This window comes from Paenibacillus terrae, assembly GCF_005217525.1.
Taxonomy (GTDB): domain Bacteria; phylum Bacillota; class Bacilli; order Paenibacillales; family Paenibacillaceae; genus Paenibacillus; species Paenibacillus terrae_C.
Map to the genome: position 1 here is coordinate 408,606 of NZ_PNXQ01000005.1, position 16,157 is coordinate 424,762.

Annotated in this window: 16 protein-coding genes; 7 read left to right on the plus strand and 9 right to left on the minus strand. The window is 48.2% G+C overall.

The features are described 5' to 3' along the window. The coding region (locus C1I60_RS25220) for a response regulator (protein ID WP_252361570.1) at positions 1 to 597 on the minus strand (597 nt) is incomplete at its 3' end. A gap of 143 nt (positions 598 to 740) precedes the next feature. On the opposite strand from C1I60_RS25220, the gene uxuA reads away from it, so the two are divergent. Continuing rightward, entirely contained in the window at positions 741 to 1,877 is a 1,137-nt protein-coding gene (uxuA, locus tag C1I60_RS05080; RefSeq protein ID WP_137061004.1) for a mannonate dehydratase, read from the plus strand. Further along, positions 1,874 to 2,728, plus strand: coding sequence for an SDR family oxidoreductase (locus C1I60_RS05085; protein WP_137060764.1), 855 nt, complete (start codon positions 1,874 to 1,876; stop codon positions 2,726 to 2,728). Before uxuA ends, C1I60_RS05085 begins: the two co-directional genes overlap by 4 nt. 122 nt (positions 2,729 to 2,850) lie before the next feature. On the opposite strand, the gene C1I60_RS05090 is transcribed toward C1I60_RS05085, so the two are convergent. The 4 genes from C1I60_RS05090 to C1I60_RS05105 all read right to left on the minus strand — a co-directional run bounded on the left by C1I60_RS05090 (position 2,851) and on the right by C1I60_RS05105 (position 8,084). After that, positions 2,851 to 4,599 carry a glycosyltransferase 87 family protein gene (locus tag C1I60_RS05090; RefSeq protein WP_137061005.1) on the minus strand — a complete coding sequence of 583 codons (1,749 nt, stop codon included), beginning with the start codon at positions 4,597 to 4,599 and terminating at the stop codon, positions 2,851 to 2,853. 277 nt (positions 4,600 to 4,876) lie between these two features. Then, positions 4,877 to 5,587, minus strand: a complete 711-nt coding sequence (locus tag C1I60_RS05095; RefSeq protein ID WP_137060765.1) for an MBL fold metallo-hydrolase — start codon at positions 5,585 to 5,587, stop codon at positions 4,877 to 4,879. Positions 5,588 to 5,926: 339 nt separating this feature from the next. Continuing rightward, positions 5,927 to 7,333 carry an alanine/glycine:cation symporter family protein gene (locus tag C1I60_RS05100; protein ID WP_137060766.1) on the minus strand — a complete coding sequence of 469 codons (1,407 nt, stop codon included), beginning with the start codon at positions 7,331 to 7,333 and terminating at the stop codon, positions 5,927 to 5,929. Between the two features lie 178 nt (positions 7,334 to 7,511). Further along, a complete protein-coding gene (locus C1I60_RS05105; protein ID WP_137060767.1) occupies positions 7,512 to 8,084 on the minus strand; it encodes a TetR/AcrR family transcriptional regulator in 573 nt (190 codons plus the stop codon). 270 nt (positions 8,085 to 8,354) lie between these two features. On the opposite strand from C1I60_RS05105, the gene C1I60_RS05110 reads away from it, so the two are divergent. From C1I60_RS05110 to C1I60_RS05120, 3 genes are all read left to right on the plus strand, one after another. Beyond that, a complete protein-coding gene (locus C1I60_RS05110; RefSeq protein WP_137060768.1) occupies positions 8,355 to 9,095 on the plus strand; it encodes an ABC transporter ATP-binding protein in 741 nt (246 codons plus the stop codon). Then, complete coding sequence (locus C1I60_RS05115; protein WP_137060769.1) at positions 9,092 to 9,853, plus strand: ABC transporter permease; 762 nt, start codon at positions 9,092 to 9,094, stop codon at positions 9,851 to 9,853. The genes C1I60_RS05110 and C1I60_RS05115 overlap by 4 nt, the downstream gene beginning before the upstream one ends. A 249-nt stretch (positions 9,854 to 10,102) precedes the next feature. Further along, positions 10,103 to 11,464: an amidohydrolase family protein gene (locus C1I60_RS05120; RefSeq protein WP_137060770.1), complete on the plus strand. Its 1,362-nt coding sequence runs from the start codon at positions 10,103 to 10,105 to the stop codon at positions 11,462 to 11,464. 273 nt (positions 11,465 to 11,737) lie between these two features. Here the strand turns inward: C1I60_RS05120 and C1I60_RS05125 are convergent, their stop codons facing one another. Further along, a complete protein-coding gene (locus C1I60_RS05125; protein ID WP_434784370.1) occupies positions 11,738 to 12,079 on the minus strand; it encodes a hypothetical protein in 342 nt (113 codons plus the stop codon). A 456-nt stretch (positions 12,080 to 12,535) separates the two neighbouring features. After that, the gene (locus C1I60_RS05135) at positions 12,536 to 12,904 is read right to left on the minus strand and encodes a hypothetical protein (RefSeq protein ID WP_137060772.1); all 369 of its coding nucleotides are present in this window, start codon (positions 12,902 to 12,904) and stop codon (positions 12,536 to 12,538) included. Between the two features lie 190 nt (positions 12,905 to 13,094). Between C1I60_RS05135 and C1I60_RS24730 the strand changes: the two genes are divergently transcribed. Both C1I60_RS24730 and C1I60_RS05145 read left to right on the plus strand, forming a co-directional pair. Continuing rightward, positions 13,095 to 13,250: a hypothetical protein gene (locus tag C1I60_RS24730; RefSeq protein WP_212734439.1), complete on the plus strand. Its 156-nt coding sequence runs from the start codon at positions 13,095 to 13,097 to the stop codon at positions 13,248 to 13,250. 185 nt (positions 13,251 to 13,435) lie between these two features. Further along, positions 13,436 to 14,617: a serine hydrolase domain-containing protein gene (locus tag C1I60_RS05145; RefSeq protein WP_137060773.1), complete on the plus strand. Its 1,182-nt coding sequence runs from the start codon at positions 13,436 to 13,438 to the stop codon at positions 14,615 to 14,617. Here C1I60_RS05145 and C1I60_RS05150 read toward each other — a convergent pair. Both C1I60_RS05150 and C1I60_RS05155 read right to left on the minus strand, forming a co-directional pair. Next, positions 14,603 to 15,046 (minus strand): Lrp/AsnC family transcriptional regulator, encoded by a 444-nt coding sequence (locus C1I60_RS05150; protein ID WP_137060774.1) that lies wholly within the window; start codon positions 15,044 to 15,046, stop codon positions 14,603 to 14,605. The genes C1I60_RS05145 and C1I60_RS05150 overlap by 15 nt on opposite strands. Before the next feature lie 254 nt (positions 15,047 to 15,300). Continuing rightward, positions 15,301 to 16,008 (minus strand): SDR family oxidoreductase, encoded by a 708-nt coding sequence (locus C1I60_RS05155; RefSeq protein ID WP_137060775.1) that lies wholly within the window; start codon positions 16,006 to 16,008, stop codon positions 15,301 to 15,303. Between the last annotated feature and the right edge of the window lie 149 nt (positions 16,009 to 16,157).

Sequence of the window (16,157 nt, forward strand, 5' to 3'; positions counted from 1 at the left end):
TTGGAAAAGAGACAGCGGAACAGCGTTGCCATCGGGACGCCAGGGATGCTGATCATTCAACTCGACGAGCACATAGTACATATGCGCAGCTTCTCCAAGACGTAGCTGCTGTTCCCAAGCCGGCACCACAACGTCATCTTCCCCATTCATCGTCAGTGTCTCCAACAGTTCACCTGTACGGCGACTCTGATAGAGCTGTGCATTCTGCTGCTCATGATGCAGCCTTTTACTCAGCCTGCGCAGTGTAGCCGAAAAGTCCTTCTCATCAATCGGCTTGAGCATAAAATCGTGAACCCCGTGGCGAAGTGCCTGCTGTGCGTAAGCAAAATCGCTGTAGCCGCTCAAGATAATAAACGCAGGATGATCCGTCCACCGTCCGATTACACAACGAATCAGCTCCAATCCGTCCAGCACAGGCATACGAATATCGGTGATGACCAGATCAGGATGAACGCTGCCGATCAGTTCAAGTGCATCCTCACCGTTATCCGCCTCCCCAACGACCTCAAAGCCGCAGGCTTCCCAATCCATGAGTTGAAGCAGTCCTTTACGAGTGAATATTTCATCATCTACTACAATGGCTCGATGCAGTTTCATAACCTACTTCCTCCTTTTGGTTTGAGCGTTATTTTATTTTGGTTAACTATTCCAATTATATCTAGCAATATGGTAATGTGGAAACATCGGGAAATGAAAATTGCTGTTACACCTATTATATGACGAATGGAGCGGTGCAAAGCATGCGCATGGTATTTCGTTGGTTTGGTGAAGGAAACGATACGGTAACGCTGGAACAAATTCGACAAATTCCGGGGGTAGAAGGGATCGTGTGGGCGCTACACGATATACCAGCGGGAGAAGAATGGCCTTTGGAACGTATTGTGGCATTTCGAGAGCAGGTTGTACAGGCGGGATTTCACAATGAGGTCGTTGAAAGTGTGAATGTGCATGAGGATATCAAGCTCGGACGATCGACGCGCGATCAGTATATCCATAACTACATACGTACATTGGAAAAGCTCGGACACAACGGCGTAAAGGTCGTTTGCTATAATTTTATGCCTATTTTTGACTGGCTGCGAACCGATTTGCACAAGGAACTGGAGGACGGCTCCACGGCCCTTTTTTTTGAAAAGTCACGAATTGAAGGGATTAATCCGTTCGAACTGGTACGCCGAATTAACGAAAATAGCTCGTTAACCATGCCCGGCTGGGAACCGGAGCGGCTGGAGCATCTGACGGCTTTGTTTGAAGCGTACAACCACGTCACGGAGGAAGACCTGTGGACGAATCTCGCCTACTTTCTGGAGGCCGTTATTCCCGCTGCCGAACGCAGCGGCATTCGGATGGCTATTCACCCCGATGATCCGCCATGGTCTGTTTTTGGACTGCCACGTATCATCACAAGCCAGGCTCATTTGCGCAGGCTACTGGCGCTGTACGACAGTCCCGCGAACGCGATTACCCTATGCTCTGGCTCGCTGGGGGCCAACCCAAATAATGAAATCGCTTCTATGATTTATGAGTTCAAGGATCGTATTCCGTTTGCCCATATTCGCAATGTGCGTGTATCCGCTAACGGAGATTTTATCGAAACATCCCACCGAACTCAGGATGGAACCGTCAATATTGCGGGCATTGTCCAGGCGTATCACGATGTTGGCTTTACGGGCTACGCCAGACCGGATCACGGTCGCCACTTGTGGGGAGAGCAATGCAGACCCGGATATGGACTGTATGACCGCGCACTTGGGATTATGTATCTGTGGGGGCTGTGGGATGCATTGACATGTAACCAGGTCCGACACATTTCCCCTGTTTCCAAGACAGAAACCACGCTGACCGGATCCGTCCATACGAAGGAGTCGACCCTATGAGCACACTTTCTCTACACCCTTCACTGGCAGGCAAAACAGCAGTAGTTACAGGCGGTGCCGGAGTGCTATGCAGCGCGATGGCACGCGAGCTGGCAAGGCAAGGCGTGAAGGTCGCTATTCTGAACCGAACGGAAGAAAAGGGCCTGCATGTAGTCCATGATATTCAGGCCGCAGGCGGAGAAGCGATGGCTGTTGCCTGTGACGTCACCGAAGCTGACAGCGTTCGGCGGGCCGAACAGGCGGTACGCGAGCAATTCGGCGCTTGTGATATTCTGATCAACGGAGCCGGAGGGAATCATGCGAGCGCCAATACCACCCGCGAAACATTCCGGTTGGAGGACCTGACGCAGCCCGATATCACCACCTTTTTCGAGCTGAGCATACCCGGTTTTCGCCAGGTGCTGGACGTCAATTTTATCGGAACGCTCATTCCGACACAAATATTCGCACAGGGCATGACAGGACGTTCAGGGGCAGTCGTGCTGAACGTTTCCTCTATGAGCGCTCCCAGCCCGATGACCAAAGTTCCGGCTTACAGCGCAGCCAAAGCAGCGGTTAACAACTTCACACAATGGCTGGCTGTCCATCTGGCCGAAGCGGGTATTCGCGTCAACGCTATAGCACCGGGCTTTTTTCTCACAGAGCAAAATCGCAGCCTGCTAACCCGCGAGGACGGCTCCTTCACTGAACGTGCGGATAAAATCATCGCTCACACCCCCATGCGCCGCTTCGGTGTACCGGACGATCTGCTTGGCACCCTGCTGTGGCTCGTGGATGAACAAACATCCGGCTTTGTTACGGGTACAGTGATTCCGGTAGACGGCGGCTTTATGTCGTATTCCGGGGTATAAATAAACGTGTATTGATGTCATGAAAAAAACCGCTTCTTTGGCTTAATGGTTTATGGCTGTTATACCTGCCACTTCCATTTCGCCAAAGGGCGGTTTCTTTTTTTACCCTATTTTATAATGGGCTATCTTTCAATCGTTGTGTTCACAGCTTGGGGAGACGCTCCCCATACGTGCTTCCCGGAAGCAAGCTCCGGTGCACCCCTGTCCTCGGCGGACTTGGCCTGAATCGTGGCGGACTTGGAGCAATCCCATACCACTTTGACCAGATACCCAAACAGCAGCACGTTCAACAACGAGGTCACACATAGAATAACTCCATAGCTGTCCCGAGAGTTCGAGCTATAGAAAATATCGAAGGTGTTCAGGAAAATCGTGAGACTGAATCCACCCGCAAGCCATAAAAATCTCCGGTCCCGCAAATACAGATACGCCAGCACTGCCAACGCCGCGGCCGGGAACAGATACCGTTCATGCATGCTGGAAGCGAAGGTGAACACGCCTGCAATTTGCACCAGTGCAGCCGCGGCCACAAACTGTGGTTTGCCACTGCGTGCATACATCCACCACGTAAACAAAGTCACCAGCACAATGCCGATCATGCCCCATGTGTGGTAGCTGAACAGGAACAACGTCGTTGTGTCCTGCGTATAGTTGCCACCGATCAATGCGAAGAAATTATATGCGTTCACGGAAGCATACGGATACTCACCAACCGTTCCTTTGTATAAATCAAGCAGCCATAATGGCTCCTGTCCCCATGAAAATGGCAGCACGACCAGAATTGTCGTCACAACCGCTGCACCTACAGCCAGCAACCAAGGTTGTATTTTACGTTGTCTCAGCAGCTCGAAGAACAGAATCGGGCCATAAATAATCCCCTGTGGCTTCATCAGAACGGCTATCGTAAAGAATACGGTGGACCAGCCTACTCTGTTTTCCACCAACAACACAACCATACCCACAATCAGTAATGTAAAGAATGAATCCACTTGTCCCCAGAAGGTTGAATTGATAAACACCGCCGGGTTGAATACATAGAACAATGCCAGCCCGATGCTGATTCCAAAGCCAACCCTTTTGCTCGCCAACCGATACAGCATGTACGCTGTCGCGATATCGGCTAATATATTCGGAAGCCGTAGCAGCACGGACATATAAGGACTGAAAGCGTCCGTAGAGCCGATTTTACCGATCACATATAAAATATAAATATAGAACGGCGGATAGTCACTTGATCCGTTCATGTAAAATCCCGTTAAGCTGTCCGCTGCTGTTGTAGCCCAGTTCCGGAATAGCATTAAATCCATGTGCCCCGATATCCACGGCGCTATCGCCATTCTTAAAAAGAAGCCCGCACCAAGCACGGTCCATAACATCAGCCCCCGGTTACGTTCCCCGATCTTCCATACACTGGCCCTAAAACGATACACAATGAATACAAACGTACCGAAGAACAAAGCGGCAAAGATCGCCAGCGGAGTCGCATAGGCAGATGAAGACTGTCCGCTTCTTCCACCGCCCATACCACTACCGGGTCCGCCCTTGCCCATCCCGGGGCCGCCGTTACCGGACATACCGCCCGGACCTCGCTGTTGTCCGTCTCTGACAGCACCGTTGCCTCCGGAGGTAGAAGTGTCATTCCCGGTCGTAGTACCTTGATCGCCCGATGTCGATGTACCTTGATCGCCCGATGTCGATGTACCTTGGGTGAATAAATCGGCAGATTGGCCTGTCGTACCTTGACTCTTACCGTTAGAGCTGTTCATGGTATCCGTCGATGTCGAATTGGAGCGAGTATCCTGCCCTACATTTCCTGCTCCACGATTTCCAGCGGTCTGTCCGTTCGAGGGACGTTGCCCCGACGCTCCCATGCCTCTACCGGGTCCGCCTCCTCCTCCAAATCCGCCGGACGGGCCCTGTCTAATAGCCGCAGACTGGGATGCCGAGCTGCCAGAATAACTCCATAACGAAACCACACTAACCACAGCACACAATATGAGACTGAACAGAAGTATATACTTCAGGCGGTTCCCTTTCCACACGTTCAAATCCGATGCACCTCTCTCTGTATCTATTTTCCTCATATTGTATCTGTCATAGCTGAGGGCATCGTGAGTTCTGGCTGAAAGTTGGCTGAATACGGAATCATTACTTCACAAATTGTCCCTCCATCTCCTGAATTGCCCGTTCGATTGAGTCCTGTGGATGTTCAAGCAGGTTGCCATGTCCGACAGCCAGCAGAGATGGCTTGAATTGCGCCAGCTTTTTGGCGCTTTCCAGTGAAATTCCCCTGTTCCAGGTGGCCAGAGCGGGAAATGGAAACAGCGGCTTGAGCCTCCCTGACACCGCAACGCCGCCTCGGACCTGGAAGGCATCGCCTGCAATCAATGCACGGGTACGGGTGTCCAAAAATGCCATCGAGCCTGGTGTATGTCCCGGTGCGCTGATCGCCAGCAACGAACCCACATGGTCCCCTTCTTGCAGCAGAACGTCAGGCTGTGTACGGATATTTTTGGGCACACTGCCCCGAATCGGAGTATTCGGTTCACCCGCATCCAGCGATACATCGCCCTTTAACAGCCGCGCATCCCGTCTGGAAATGAATACTTGCACATCAGGATGCCGCTCCTTCAACTTATCCAGTGCACCTACATGATCCTCATGGGCATGAGTAAGTACAATTCGCAGGATTGGCTGCCCCATCCGCGCAGCAGCCTTTTCGATCCCATCTGCACTATAAGGAAGTCCGGCATCTATCAATGTCAGTCCCTCCTTTTCCTGCACCAAATAGCAGTTCACCGGGAACAGTCTCGGCAGAAACGTCAATTGAACTATATGCTGCACCTGAACAACACGCATCCATCTCATCTCCTCATCTTGATTTAAACTAATTATATTAGTATTATAACTAATATAATTAGTTTAAATCAAATCTTTTCGCAGATATTCCGCAGCAAAAAGGCAGACCTCAGAATAACATTCCTGGTCTGCCTCTCTCCTACTATGATGTGAATGCTTCTAAATCCATCACCCCTGCTGGATTGCCTCAGCAATGGGCGTGCTGCCTGACGCCAAATTAATCGCACGATGATACGTCTGCCATTCATCCAGTGCCGCTACTACTACTGTGGCTACATCCTCACGGGAAATGGTGCTGACAGAAGGATCATCGCCTGTAGTTTGTGATCTAGCATTGCCTTAAAGCTTCCCTTCCCGTCCCCAGCACTCCACTTGCTCCAGCCCCGGAATGCTGTCTTTATAGAACACAGGGTCATGGCCCGCCTTTTTCTGCCGTGAATAATCCTTTAAGGCTGCAAAAGCGACTCGGGATAAAAGGGCAATAGCAATCAGATTGACGACAACCATCATGCCCATAAATAAATCAGCCATATCCCACACCAGCTGCACCTTGGCCACTGCTCCGAAAATCACCATACCAATCACGGCAACCCGATAAAGCCATACCCAGATTTTCTTCGATTTCATAAACTCGATGTTCGTTTCGCCGTAATAGTAGTTACCGATTAATGTGCTAAAGGCGAACAAGAATACCATAATGGCAAGGAAACCGGACGCCCACGGGCCGATGTGCACACTCAGAGCCGCCTGGGTCAGCTCAATCCCGCTAAGCCCCGGCTTTGTATACGCCCCGGATAACAAAATAATCATTGCCGTGCTTGTACAAATAATAAGCGTATCCGTTAACACTCCAAAAGCCTGAATCAAGCCTTGCTTGACCGGATGGCTCGTGTCTGCGGTAGCTGCTGCATTCGGTGCGCTCCCCATTCCTGCTTCATTGGAAAATAAACCACGCTTGATGCCGTGCATCAAGGCTGCCCCGATGGAGCCGCCCGCAACCTGCTCGAAACCGAACGCACTGCGTACGATCAGGGACAGCACCTGCGGCAATTGCTGAATATTAATGATCACAATAAACAGCGCAATTCCGATATACAGCACCGCCAGTACGATGACGATATACTCGGACATTTTGGCAATCCGCTTGATCCCTCCAAAAATAATGACCGCAAACACAGCCGCCATCAGCAGACCTACCACTAACCGATTCGTGCCGAAGGCATTTTCGAAAGCCAGCGTAATCGTATTGGACTGCACCGCGTTAAAGACCAAACCAAAGCTCAGTGTAATCAGTATCGCAAAAACAATACCCATCCACCGCTTTTTCAATCCGATCTCCATGTAATACGCCGGACCGCCACGGAATCCGTCTTTGTCCTTCACTTTATATACCTGAGCTAACGTACTTTCGACGAAGCTGGAGGCTGAGCCGATGATCGCAATGATCCACATCCAGAACACTGCACCTGGGCCGCCCAGCGCAATAGCAAGAGCAATCCCAGTAATGTTCCCCGTACCCACGCGTGCCGCCATGCTGATGCAAAATGCCTGAAAAGGCGAAATGCTGTCCCTGGAGCCGCGCTTCGACTCTTTCAGAACGCGGAACATATCTCCGATCATTCGTACTTGCAGACCCTTAGTGCGGAACGTAAAAAATAGTCCCAATGCGATCAGCATGACAATTAACAACTTGGACCAGAAAAAGTCGTTAATTATACCGATCACATCCTGTAAAAGCTGTTGCATCCACAATCCCCCAATATCCCTTGATTCATTCCCGCTATAGAACCGGTTCCATATTCGGCGGTTTAACAGTATTTTTTGAGTATAACAATTTTTAGCCACACAGAACAGATAATTATACATTTTATTTTATAGAAGCCATTAACAGGAAACCTCACAGAGTTTGAACCTCATGTTATACTCATTTCTGCTGCACACGCAAACCTGCCAAAAAAGTGTTCATCATGACTTCAATACTCCGATCCACTTCTACGGGTAAACCAAAGCCGCCCTTCTGTTCGAGCGAGGCAAAACCATGAAGCAGACTGCGAAACCCCCTCGCCGCATGAACACAATCCTCTTCCTTAAATCCGTAACCGCTGGACAGAACCGAAATAACAAGCTCTGCCACACGATCCGCAGCCTGCCTCATTTCGATATTACTTCGATCAGTTGCATACAGCATCGCTTCATACAAACCAGGTCGCTCGCGGGCATATCGCATATAGGCTCTCCCCATAGCTGTCATTGCATCGTCACCCGCTCTTCCAACCGCCGCGCTCATCAAAGCTTCCTCCAACTGTCGCAGGCTGTGCAGAGCCAGCACTTGGCGCAGTCCGTTCAACCCGTCCACGTGGTTATACAAGGACGGAGGGCGAATGCGCAGCTTCTGCGCCAGCGTGGTGAGCGTAACATCGCCCATCCCCCGTTCATTGGCAATGTCCTCGGCAGCCTGTATAATCTCTTGCAGCTTCATTCCGTTTCTGGGTGACATCAGCATTTCTCCTTTAATCGAATTTCTAATTTCTATGTAAGGCATTTACGTGAGCATTTTGCATAAAGCGTCGGGAATCGAATGATGCAAAATGCTGACGTATAAAAATACATAATGAGTCTGATTTCTATTTTAGCTAATCCTGTTAGTTTATACAAAGAAGCTATGGTTTGAAAGCATATCAGCTTCTACTGATATAATGAACGAAACAGGATCATAGAGCAGGTCTGACCACTTTTTCGATCCCATGCAAAGGAGAACACTATATCTATGGATTCCATACCACTTCCAGCCATTGAATTTAAGCACATCACCAAATACTTCACCGGGTCTGAACAGCAACGTGCTGTCCTCAACGGAATTACGGCAAAAGTCTCTCCCGGCAAAATCACCACGCTGGTCGGCCCATCCGGGTCTGGCAAAAGCACGCTGCTTTCACTGTGTAATCTTCTACTGACGCCGGATGAAGGAGAAATCAGCGTATTCGGCAAGCCTATTTCTGAGTGGGAAATCCCTGAGTTGAGACGGAGGGTGGCACTGGTTTTTCAAGATGCCCCCATGCTGCAAGGAACCGTTCTGTACAATCTCCAGACTGTAGAACGATTGCACGGCACGGTACTGCATGATCCCCCCGGCCTGTTAGAGCGCGTAGGACTCACCCGTGATCTGCTGGAGCAAAAGGCGCAAGAGCTGTCCGGTGGTCAAAGACAGCGCTTGGCCTTGGCGCGGACGCTCGCGAACCGCCCGGATATTTTACTGCTGGACGAGATTACTTCCGCACTGGACCCGGCCTCGGTCAAAGAGGTAGAGGAGCTGCTGCTTCAAATGAACAAAGAAGAGGGAACGACGATGATCTGGATTACGCATCATATGGAACAAGCACGCAGAGTGGGCCATGAAACATGGCTGATGATCGACGGAAGATTGGTGGAGCAGGCAGATACCGAGACTTTTTTCCATGCGCCACAGCATAATGAAACCCGCAGGTTCATAGCAGGAGGATGGGGATGACGATTGTTGCCCTGATTCTTTCCCTCGGCTTTGTGTTCATCGCCATCGTCATGTCCAAATCCTTCAAGCTCGGTCTGGATCGAGATATTATTATCGCCACGATCAGGGCATCGGTCCAACTGCTGGCTATCGGTTATGTATTACATTTGATTTTCGGGATGCAAAGCTACGGATTTATCATATTATTCATTTTGCTTATGATCACCGTAGCCTCCCAAAATGTCGCGAGAAAAGGACGATTCATTCCCGGCCTGATGTGGAAATCATTCCTGACGCTGCTGTGTGTGGAAATCGTTACACAGGCATTCCTGATTAGCCTGCATATCATCCCGGCGACAGCCCGGTATATGATTCCGATTAGCGGCATGATCATTGGCAGCTCCATGATTCTGTCCAGCCTGCTGGTATCCCGGCTCAAGTCGGAGGTGCTGCTGCGCAAGTCTGAAATTATGCTCATTCTGGCACTAGGCGGCACGCCGAGACAAGCTATTTTCCCGATATTCAAGGATTGCATACGCTCCAGTATGATTCCAACCATCGAGGGACAGAAGACACTCGGGCTGGTCCAGCTTCCCGGCATGATGACTGGGCAAATCATAGCAGGTGCCAATCCCATTGCCGCCGTTCGTTTGCAGCTACTGATCGTATTTACCACTATGACCTCTGCGATTTTGACCAGCGTACTGCTCAGCCTGTTTATTTATCCGGCATTATTTAACCGCCAGCAGCAGCTTCGCACAGAAGCATGGGAACGCTAATTCCTATCCAACTCAGGCGCAAAGGCACTGAAATCCAAAAGCATGAAGCATATCGTTTTATTGTGCAAAAGTCTATCTGCCAGATGATCGGCAGGTAGGCTTTTAGTGTATATTCTGGTCCCTGCACGACAAAAAATACTGTGATTTATACCATCATCAGGCTTATAATATACATATATAGGTTAAACATCGCTCTAAGAGAGGTCAATAGAAATAAGTCATCTAACAACACACAAAGGAGATAAAAAGATGAACCATCGTTTATTAATCCAAAACGGCTGTGTACTCACGCTCGATAAGACAATGGGTGATTTTAAGAAAGCGGATATTCTTGTCGAGGGAAAAAAAATTATCGCTGTTCAGCCGGAGCTGGAAGCATCCGATTGCGAAGTTGTTGACGCAACAAATATGATTGTTATGCCGGGATTCGTAGATACACATCGTCACACCTGGGAGTCTGTCGTTCGGAATGTAGGTGCTGATTGGTCGCTCGAAAAGTACCTGGGGCGTATGTACTATGGGAATATTGGAGCTAAATTACGTCCGCAGGATGGGTATGTAGCGAATCTGCTGGGCGCGCTGGAAGCGTTGGATGCAGGGGTTACCACGCTACTGGATTGGTCGATGATTAATTCACCCGAGCATACGGATGAGCTGATCCGGGGCTTGCAAGAATCGGGAACACGAGCGGTCTTCGCCCACGGAGTTCCTGGTGATGGCGAATATTGGTCCAGAGAAAGCCAGATACGACAATCCGATGACAGCAGACGGGTGAAAAAGCAGTATTTCTCATCAGATGACCAACTGCTTACCATGGGGTTAGCCATAAGAGGACCAGAATTTAGCGCATGGGAAACAGCAGTCGATGAGATTCGATTCGCTCGTGAGCTTGGTGTGCTTTGTACAATGCATTTAGGGTTCGGGACATGGGGCTCGGTGGATCGATCGATTGAGAAATTGCATAAGGCTGGACTGCTCGGATCGGACCTTAACTTTGCCCACGCCAACACACTCAGCTATGAGGAATATAAGCTAATCGCAGATTCAGGCGCCTCCATTTCCGTTACTCCGGAAATCGAAATGATGATGGGACATGGCTATCCGGCTACAGGGCTATTTATGGAGAACGGAGGAAGACCCTCTTTAGGAGTCGATGTCGTAGTATCGACTGGTGGAGACATGTTTGCACAAATGAAGTTCGCCTTGCAAGCAGAACGCTCCAGAATCAATGGAAAGATTTTATCCACAGGAGAAATGCCGGTGGAACTCACTATTTCAGCAAGGGACATTTTAGAATTTGCGACGATTGATGGCGCCCGAGCATTGGGACTGGATCATAAGATCGGTACGTTAACCCCGGGAAAAGAAGCCGATCTGATTATGATTCGAACCAACGATCTGAATATGTTCCCAATAAATCATCCAGTCGGTGCTGTTGTGCAATGCGCCAACACGAGCAACGTCGATTCAGTGTTTGTGGCTGGGAAAGCTGTCAAACGGAACGGAAAAATGCTGCATGTAGACATCCAACGCTTGCGCAAGTTAGCCAATGAATCCAGAGATTATATTTTCGCACAATACGGGGTGCCTGAAGAAGCATGGCCAATCTGATCATATTTTTTCGTGTCTGATCAAAAATACTTCCAACACCCATATATCCGTTATGTAGAGGAGTAAAATAGAACAAGACAAAAGAAACTTGCGACTAATCCTCGCCTTTTGTCTGTTCTATTGTTTTGTTAAATACAGATATTTCCTTGGAGGTTTGATTAGTTTACTTCACTACACTGGTTTTCTGGTATCTTATTGGAGATTCCAAATGTTCAATACCCTAGGCAGAGATACGTATGGACAATATTCTATCTTTGGAATAACTACCGTCCATTATTCTACCCACAATGCTACCCATATAAAAATTACATAAGCCAGCACAAAGAACGTAATCACACTAAGGGGGATAATCCAAGTAAGATGAGTTTTGAACGGGGCGAGGATTTTTTCCCAAGTAAGATTTTTAAATGGGCTTAGGATTTCCTGACGAGTGGGTAGCAGCTCATATTCTAATTTCTTTAAAACGTGTTCCGCTTTTTTTTCATCACGAATTAGAAGTTCACTCCAAAATTCTTCATACTGTTCTCGAATCACTTCTTTATTAGAACTTTCTTTTAGTAAAACCATTTGTGACCTCCATAGAGTAGTAAAGAGATCCAAAGAACTATTTTCCATTCTTCGAATCTCCCTCTTGTATCCCGTTTTAGTTCCCGTATATATGTCCTCTTACTCGCACAGTATTACCAAGATCCTCATTTGTAATTTTCAAATATACACCAGAATATGTCTGGCCGCTTGTATATATAGTATTATAAAAAGCCGCTCCATTCCAATCACTGGATTCCGTTTGGAATATCTGCCCATATACATCATCACTAAAAAACCCTTTATTCACAACACTGTAACGCACAGGAACCTTTGTTTTGCTTCCTGGAATTAGTTGCCACCCGGTAATGCCTATAAAGGCTTCGGTCATATTAAATCTATTACTATATTCTGACTTACCTTTCTTGATTAAAGTATCTCCATAACTTCCAAGTTCAGTAGAAGCTAACGGTAAAACAGCGGAGGATTTTTCTTGAGATTGAATTGATTTTCTAACTTCTTCACTTTTCGTCTCTTGCCCATCTATCAGTACCTTCCAACTATCGTCCTTTTAATGACTTGGTATGAGACCTTATTGGTTTCACCATCATCTTTTCTAGTTAATTCAACTGAAGCAGTAAAAGTGTCATTTGAGGCAGGGACAATACTTTTAATACTTACATCGGAGAATGGATTACTGCTTAGCGATTCCTTATACTGTTCCAACTGTTCATCAGTACTACTAAATCGTGTATCAACTACCCATTTCACAGACTCATAAATATTTCCGGTTTGAACAGCTTCAACGTAATTAATTACAGATTGTTTTGCTAATTCCTCATCAGAAACGCTTTCTGCGCCTGTAAGACTAGGAAAGACCGATATTGCAAGCATAGAATCCGAACTGGTCGCCACAATCGCTACGGAATTTATCCCCCGGGTAGATTCACGCGGAAAATTACGTCCATTTATTAAACAAAATATTCAAAGTCGGCTGAAAATCTAACCTTTTTCAGAGATTCATTTCTATGCATAGACTGTATCCATAAATTAAAGGGGAATATAGATTGTTGCTCCATACCGACTCCTTCTATTAAAAAAAGATATGCCTATCCACAAAAGAACGAATCAGTCGGCAGAAAAATTACTCGGACGCCTTAGAAAACTCATTCAGGAACATCCCGATGCCAGACAATACGACTACGCCAAATGGCTTGGTGTTTCACAAGGACGTATATCTCAGCTTAAAAAGTTACTGTAAAACACAGTAAAACTCCTTGTAAAACCCCTTTCATTAAAATCCAAGGCCATCCTTTTAATATAATTTTATTTTAACGTGAATACTCACTGAATACCTTTGTTATCTTATGTAATGTCACCTTCTCATCCTGTAAACTAAGTTCCATCAAGCGATAACCGCTGGATCATAGAGAGGATGAGATATTCATGAGTGTAGAAAATAGAGTTTTTGCGATACAAGATGGTCTGGACGGACGTGTGAATGCAGTCATAGATCAAACCCTTGCCGAGAAGCGCCTGGTCGGCGCAGTCGTCATGATATATATGGATGGTTCACCCGTGTATGTGCGAGCGGCCGGGCTGGCTGATCGAGAAGAAAATATTCCTATGCGCGAGGATGCTTTATTTCGGCTCTCTTCTGTATCCAAGCCGATTGTATCTACAGCGGCTTTGGTTTTGGCAGCCAAAGGACAGATTGGACTCGATGAATCTATTGAACGCTGGTTGCCAGACTTCCGCCCCCGATTGATTAGCGGCGAGCAGCCATCCATTACGGTACGCCAATTGCTCACACATACTGCCGGGTTGACCTATGGCTTCTTAGAGGAAGAAGACGGCGGGCCCTATCATCGTGCAGGCGTATCGGATGGCATGGATTTCTCCAATCTTACGCTGGAAGAGAACTTGCAACGTTTGGCTTCCGTGCCTCTGTTATATACACCGGGTAAAGCATGGGGCTATTCCATTGCCACTGATGTGCTCGGCGCTATCATTAGCCGTGTATGTGGCACAACCCTTGATGCAGCTGTTAAAAAGCTCGTTACAGAACCTCTCGGTATGCAAGACACTAGCTTCACGGTTGCTGATCCCGAACGACTTGCCGCCGCTTATGTCAACGATACTCTGGAACCCCGGCGGATGCGTGAGCTTGAGGTTGCGCAGGTGTTTGAAGGCACAGCGGGACTTCGTTTTCAGCCTGCACGCGCCTTTGATAGCACGGCTTTCCACTCTGGAGGCTCTGGTATGATTGGCAGCGCAAAAGACTTCATGCGGCTGCTGGAAACACTGCGAAACGGCGGCAATCCATTACTTTCTGAGGAATGGGTACGTGAAATGGGTACCATCCAGACCGGAAATATCCCGTTGGCAGGCTGGCCGGGGCGGGGCTTTGGACTGGGATTCACCGTACTCCAAAATCCCGACGAAGGCGAAACAGCAGAATCCCCCGGAACGTGGCGTCTCGGAGGAGCTTACGGTCATTCATGGTTCGTTGATCCCGCGCAAAGACTCAGTGTGGTCGCTTTTACCAATACAGCATTTGAAGGGATGTCGGGTCCGTTTACAACCGAGCTTTGCCAAGCCATTTACGGCAGCTCAAACAGGGTCTGATAAAACGGGAGTTACATGTTTAAGCTCTACAGGCGAGGATAAGACGATTAACGTGGTAGAGTGACCGTGCTTTCCGCACTCATCCCCGAATTGCTCCAGCTTAAGCATGGATTCGACCATAACCTTAAGTAAATAATTTTGCTCGCCGCTAATTCGATGGCACTCAATGACTTCAGGCGCAGATTGGCAAAACTCAACAAATGAGTTGCATTGATTCGTGTGCACGAGCACATGAGCCATGATCGGCTTTCCGACTTTCTCATGTGAAACCATGGCCCGATATCCAGTGATAATGCCTTTATCCTCCATACGCCGCACTCTTTCCGTTACAGCAGGCTGGGAAAGTCCAACCTCTTTACCCAGCTCGGTCATGGAGATGCGTGCCTGGTTTTGTAGACATAGCAAAATTTTATGGTCCACTTGGTCCATCGATAATCCAACTCCTTAAATACAAGGATATATTGCATATATACTTTATTTTTTATAATCTATTCAAATAATCACTTTGAATTTTATTGTACACTCAAATATTATCATGTAAAACCATGACCGTAAAGAGAGCTGCTATGGAGAAGACATGATATCCTATGGCAAAAGAAAACCGGCTAACACTTTGTATATGTGTTAGGTCGGTTTTTGTTTAACCATTGGTTTTCCTGCCTGTCAGTTTCGTGTGGCTTGGCTTAGATCAGCGTGTAGCCACCGTCCGGGAACAGCACACTTCCGGTGGTGAACTTGTTCGTCATCAGATACAGCACGGTATGCGCGATTTCCTCGTTATACCCCACTCGATGGAGCAAGGTTACTTCCTTGTATTCCTCAAAAGCCTGCGCCCGCTGCTCGCCCTCGGGTCCGTCTCTCCAGATCGTGCCAGGAGATACGACATTGACCCGTACCGGAGCCAATTCTACCGCCAAAGCTTTACCCAAGCTTTCGATTGCGCCGTTAGCCGCCCCGTATGTAGCACCAAAGCCCATCGGCCGCTGGCTGAAGGCCCCGGACATGAGGACGATCGAGCCTTCCTTGGAAATATGCGGTACCGCATGCTTGGCAGCAAAATATTGCGGCCAGAATTTCCCCTCAAACGGCGTCTTCGCCTTTTCCGTATCTATCGTGATTGGGCCGCGTGTGTAGCTCGCACCTGGTGTAAACAGATGGTCGAATGCGCCGACCTTTTCAAAAAACGCCTGCACTTCCTCCTCCCTCTGATTATTCAATTGGAAGGTTTCCACCGATTCCGCAGGGATAACCTTCTTCGCCTGCTCTAGTTTCTCCGCAGAACGCCCAGCGATCACGATACTCGCTCCCTGCTTTGCTGCTTCTATCGCTGTTGCCAGCCCTATACCTGCACTGCCGCCAATGACGACGACACGTTTATGATGTAAATTCATACAATTCTCAGCTCCTTTGTACGGATTATATCATAACTATTTTATTAGTATACGTATTTTTATTCGGATGGGCCTTCCTGCACCGTGCTTTTGCGGTAGGATGTCGGCGACTGACCGGACCATCGCTTAAACTGCCTGCTAAAATGCGC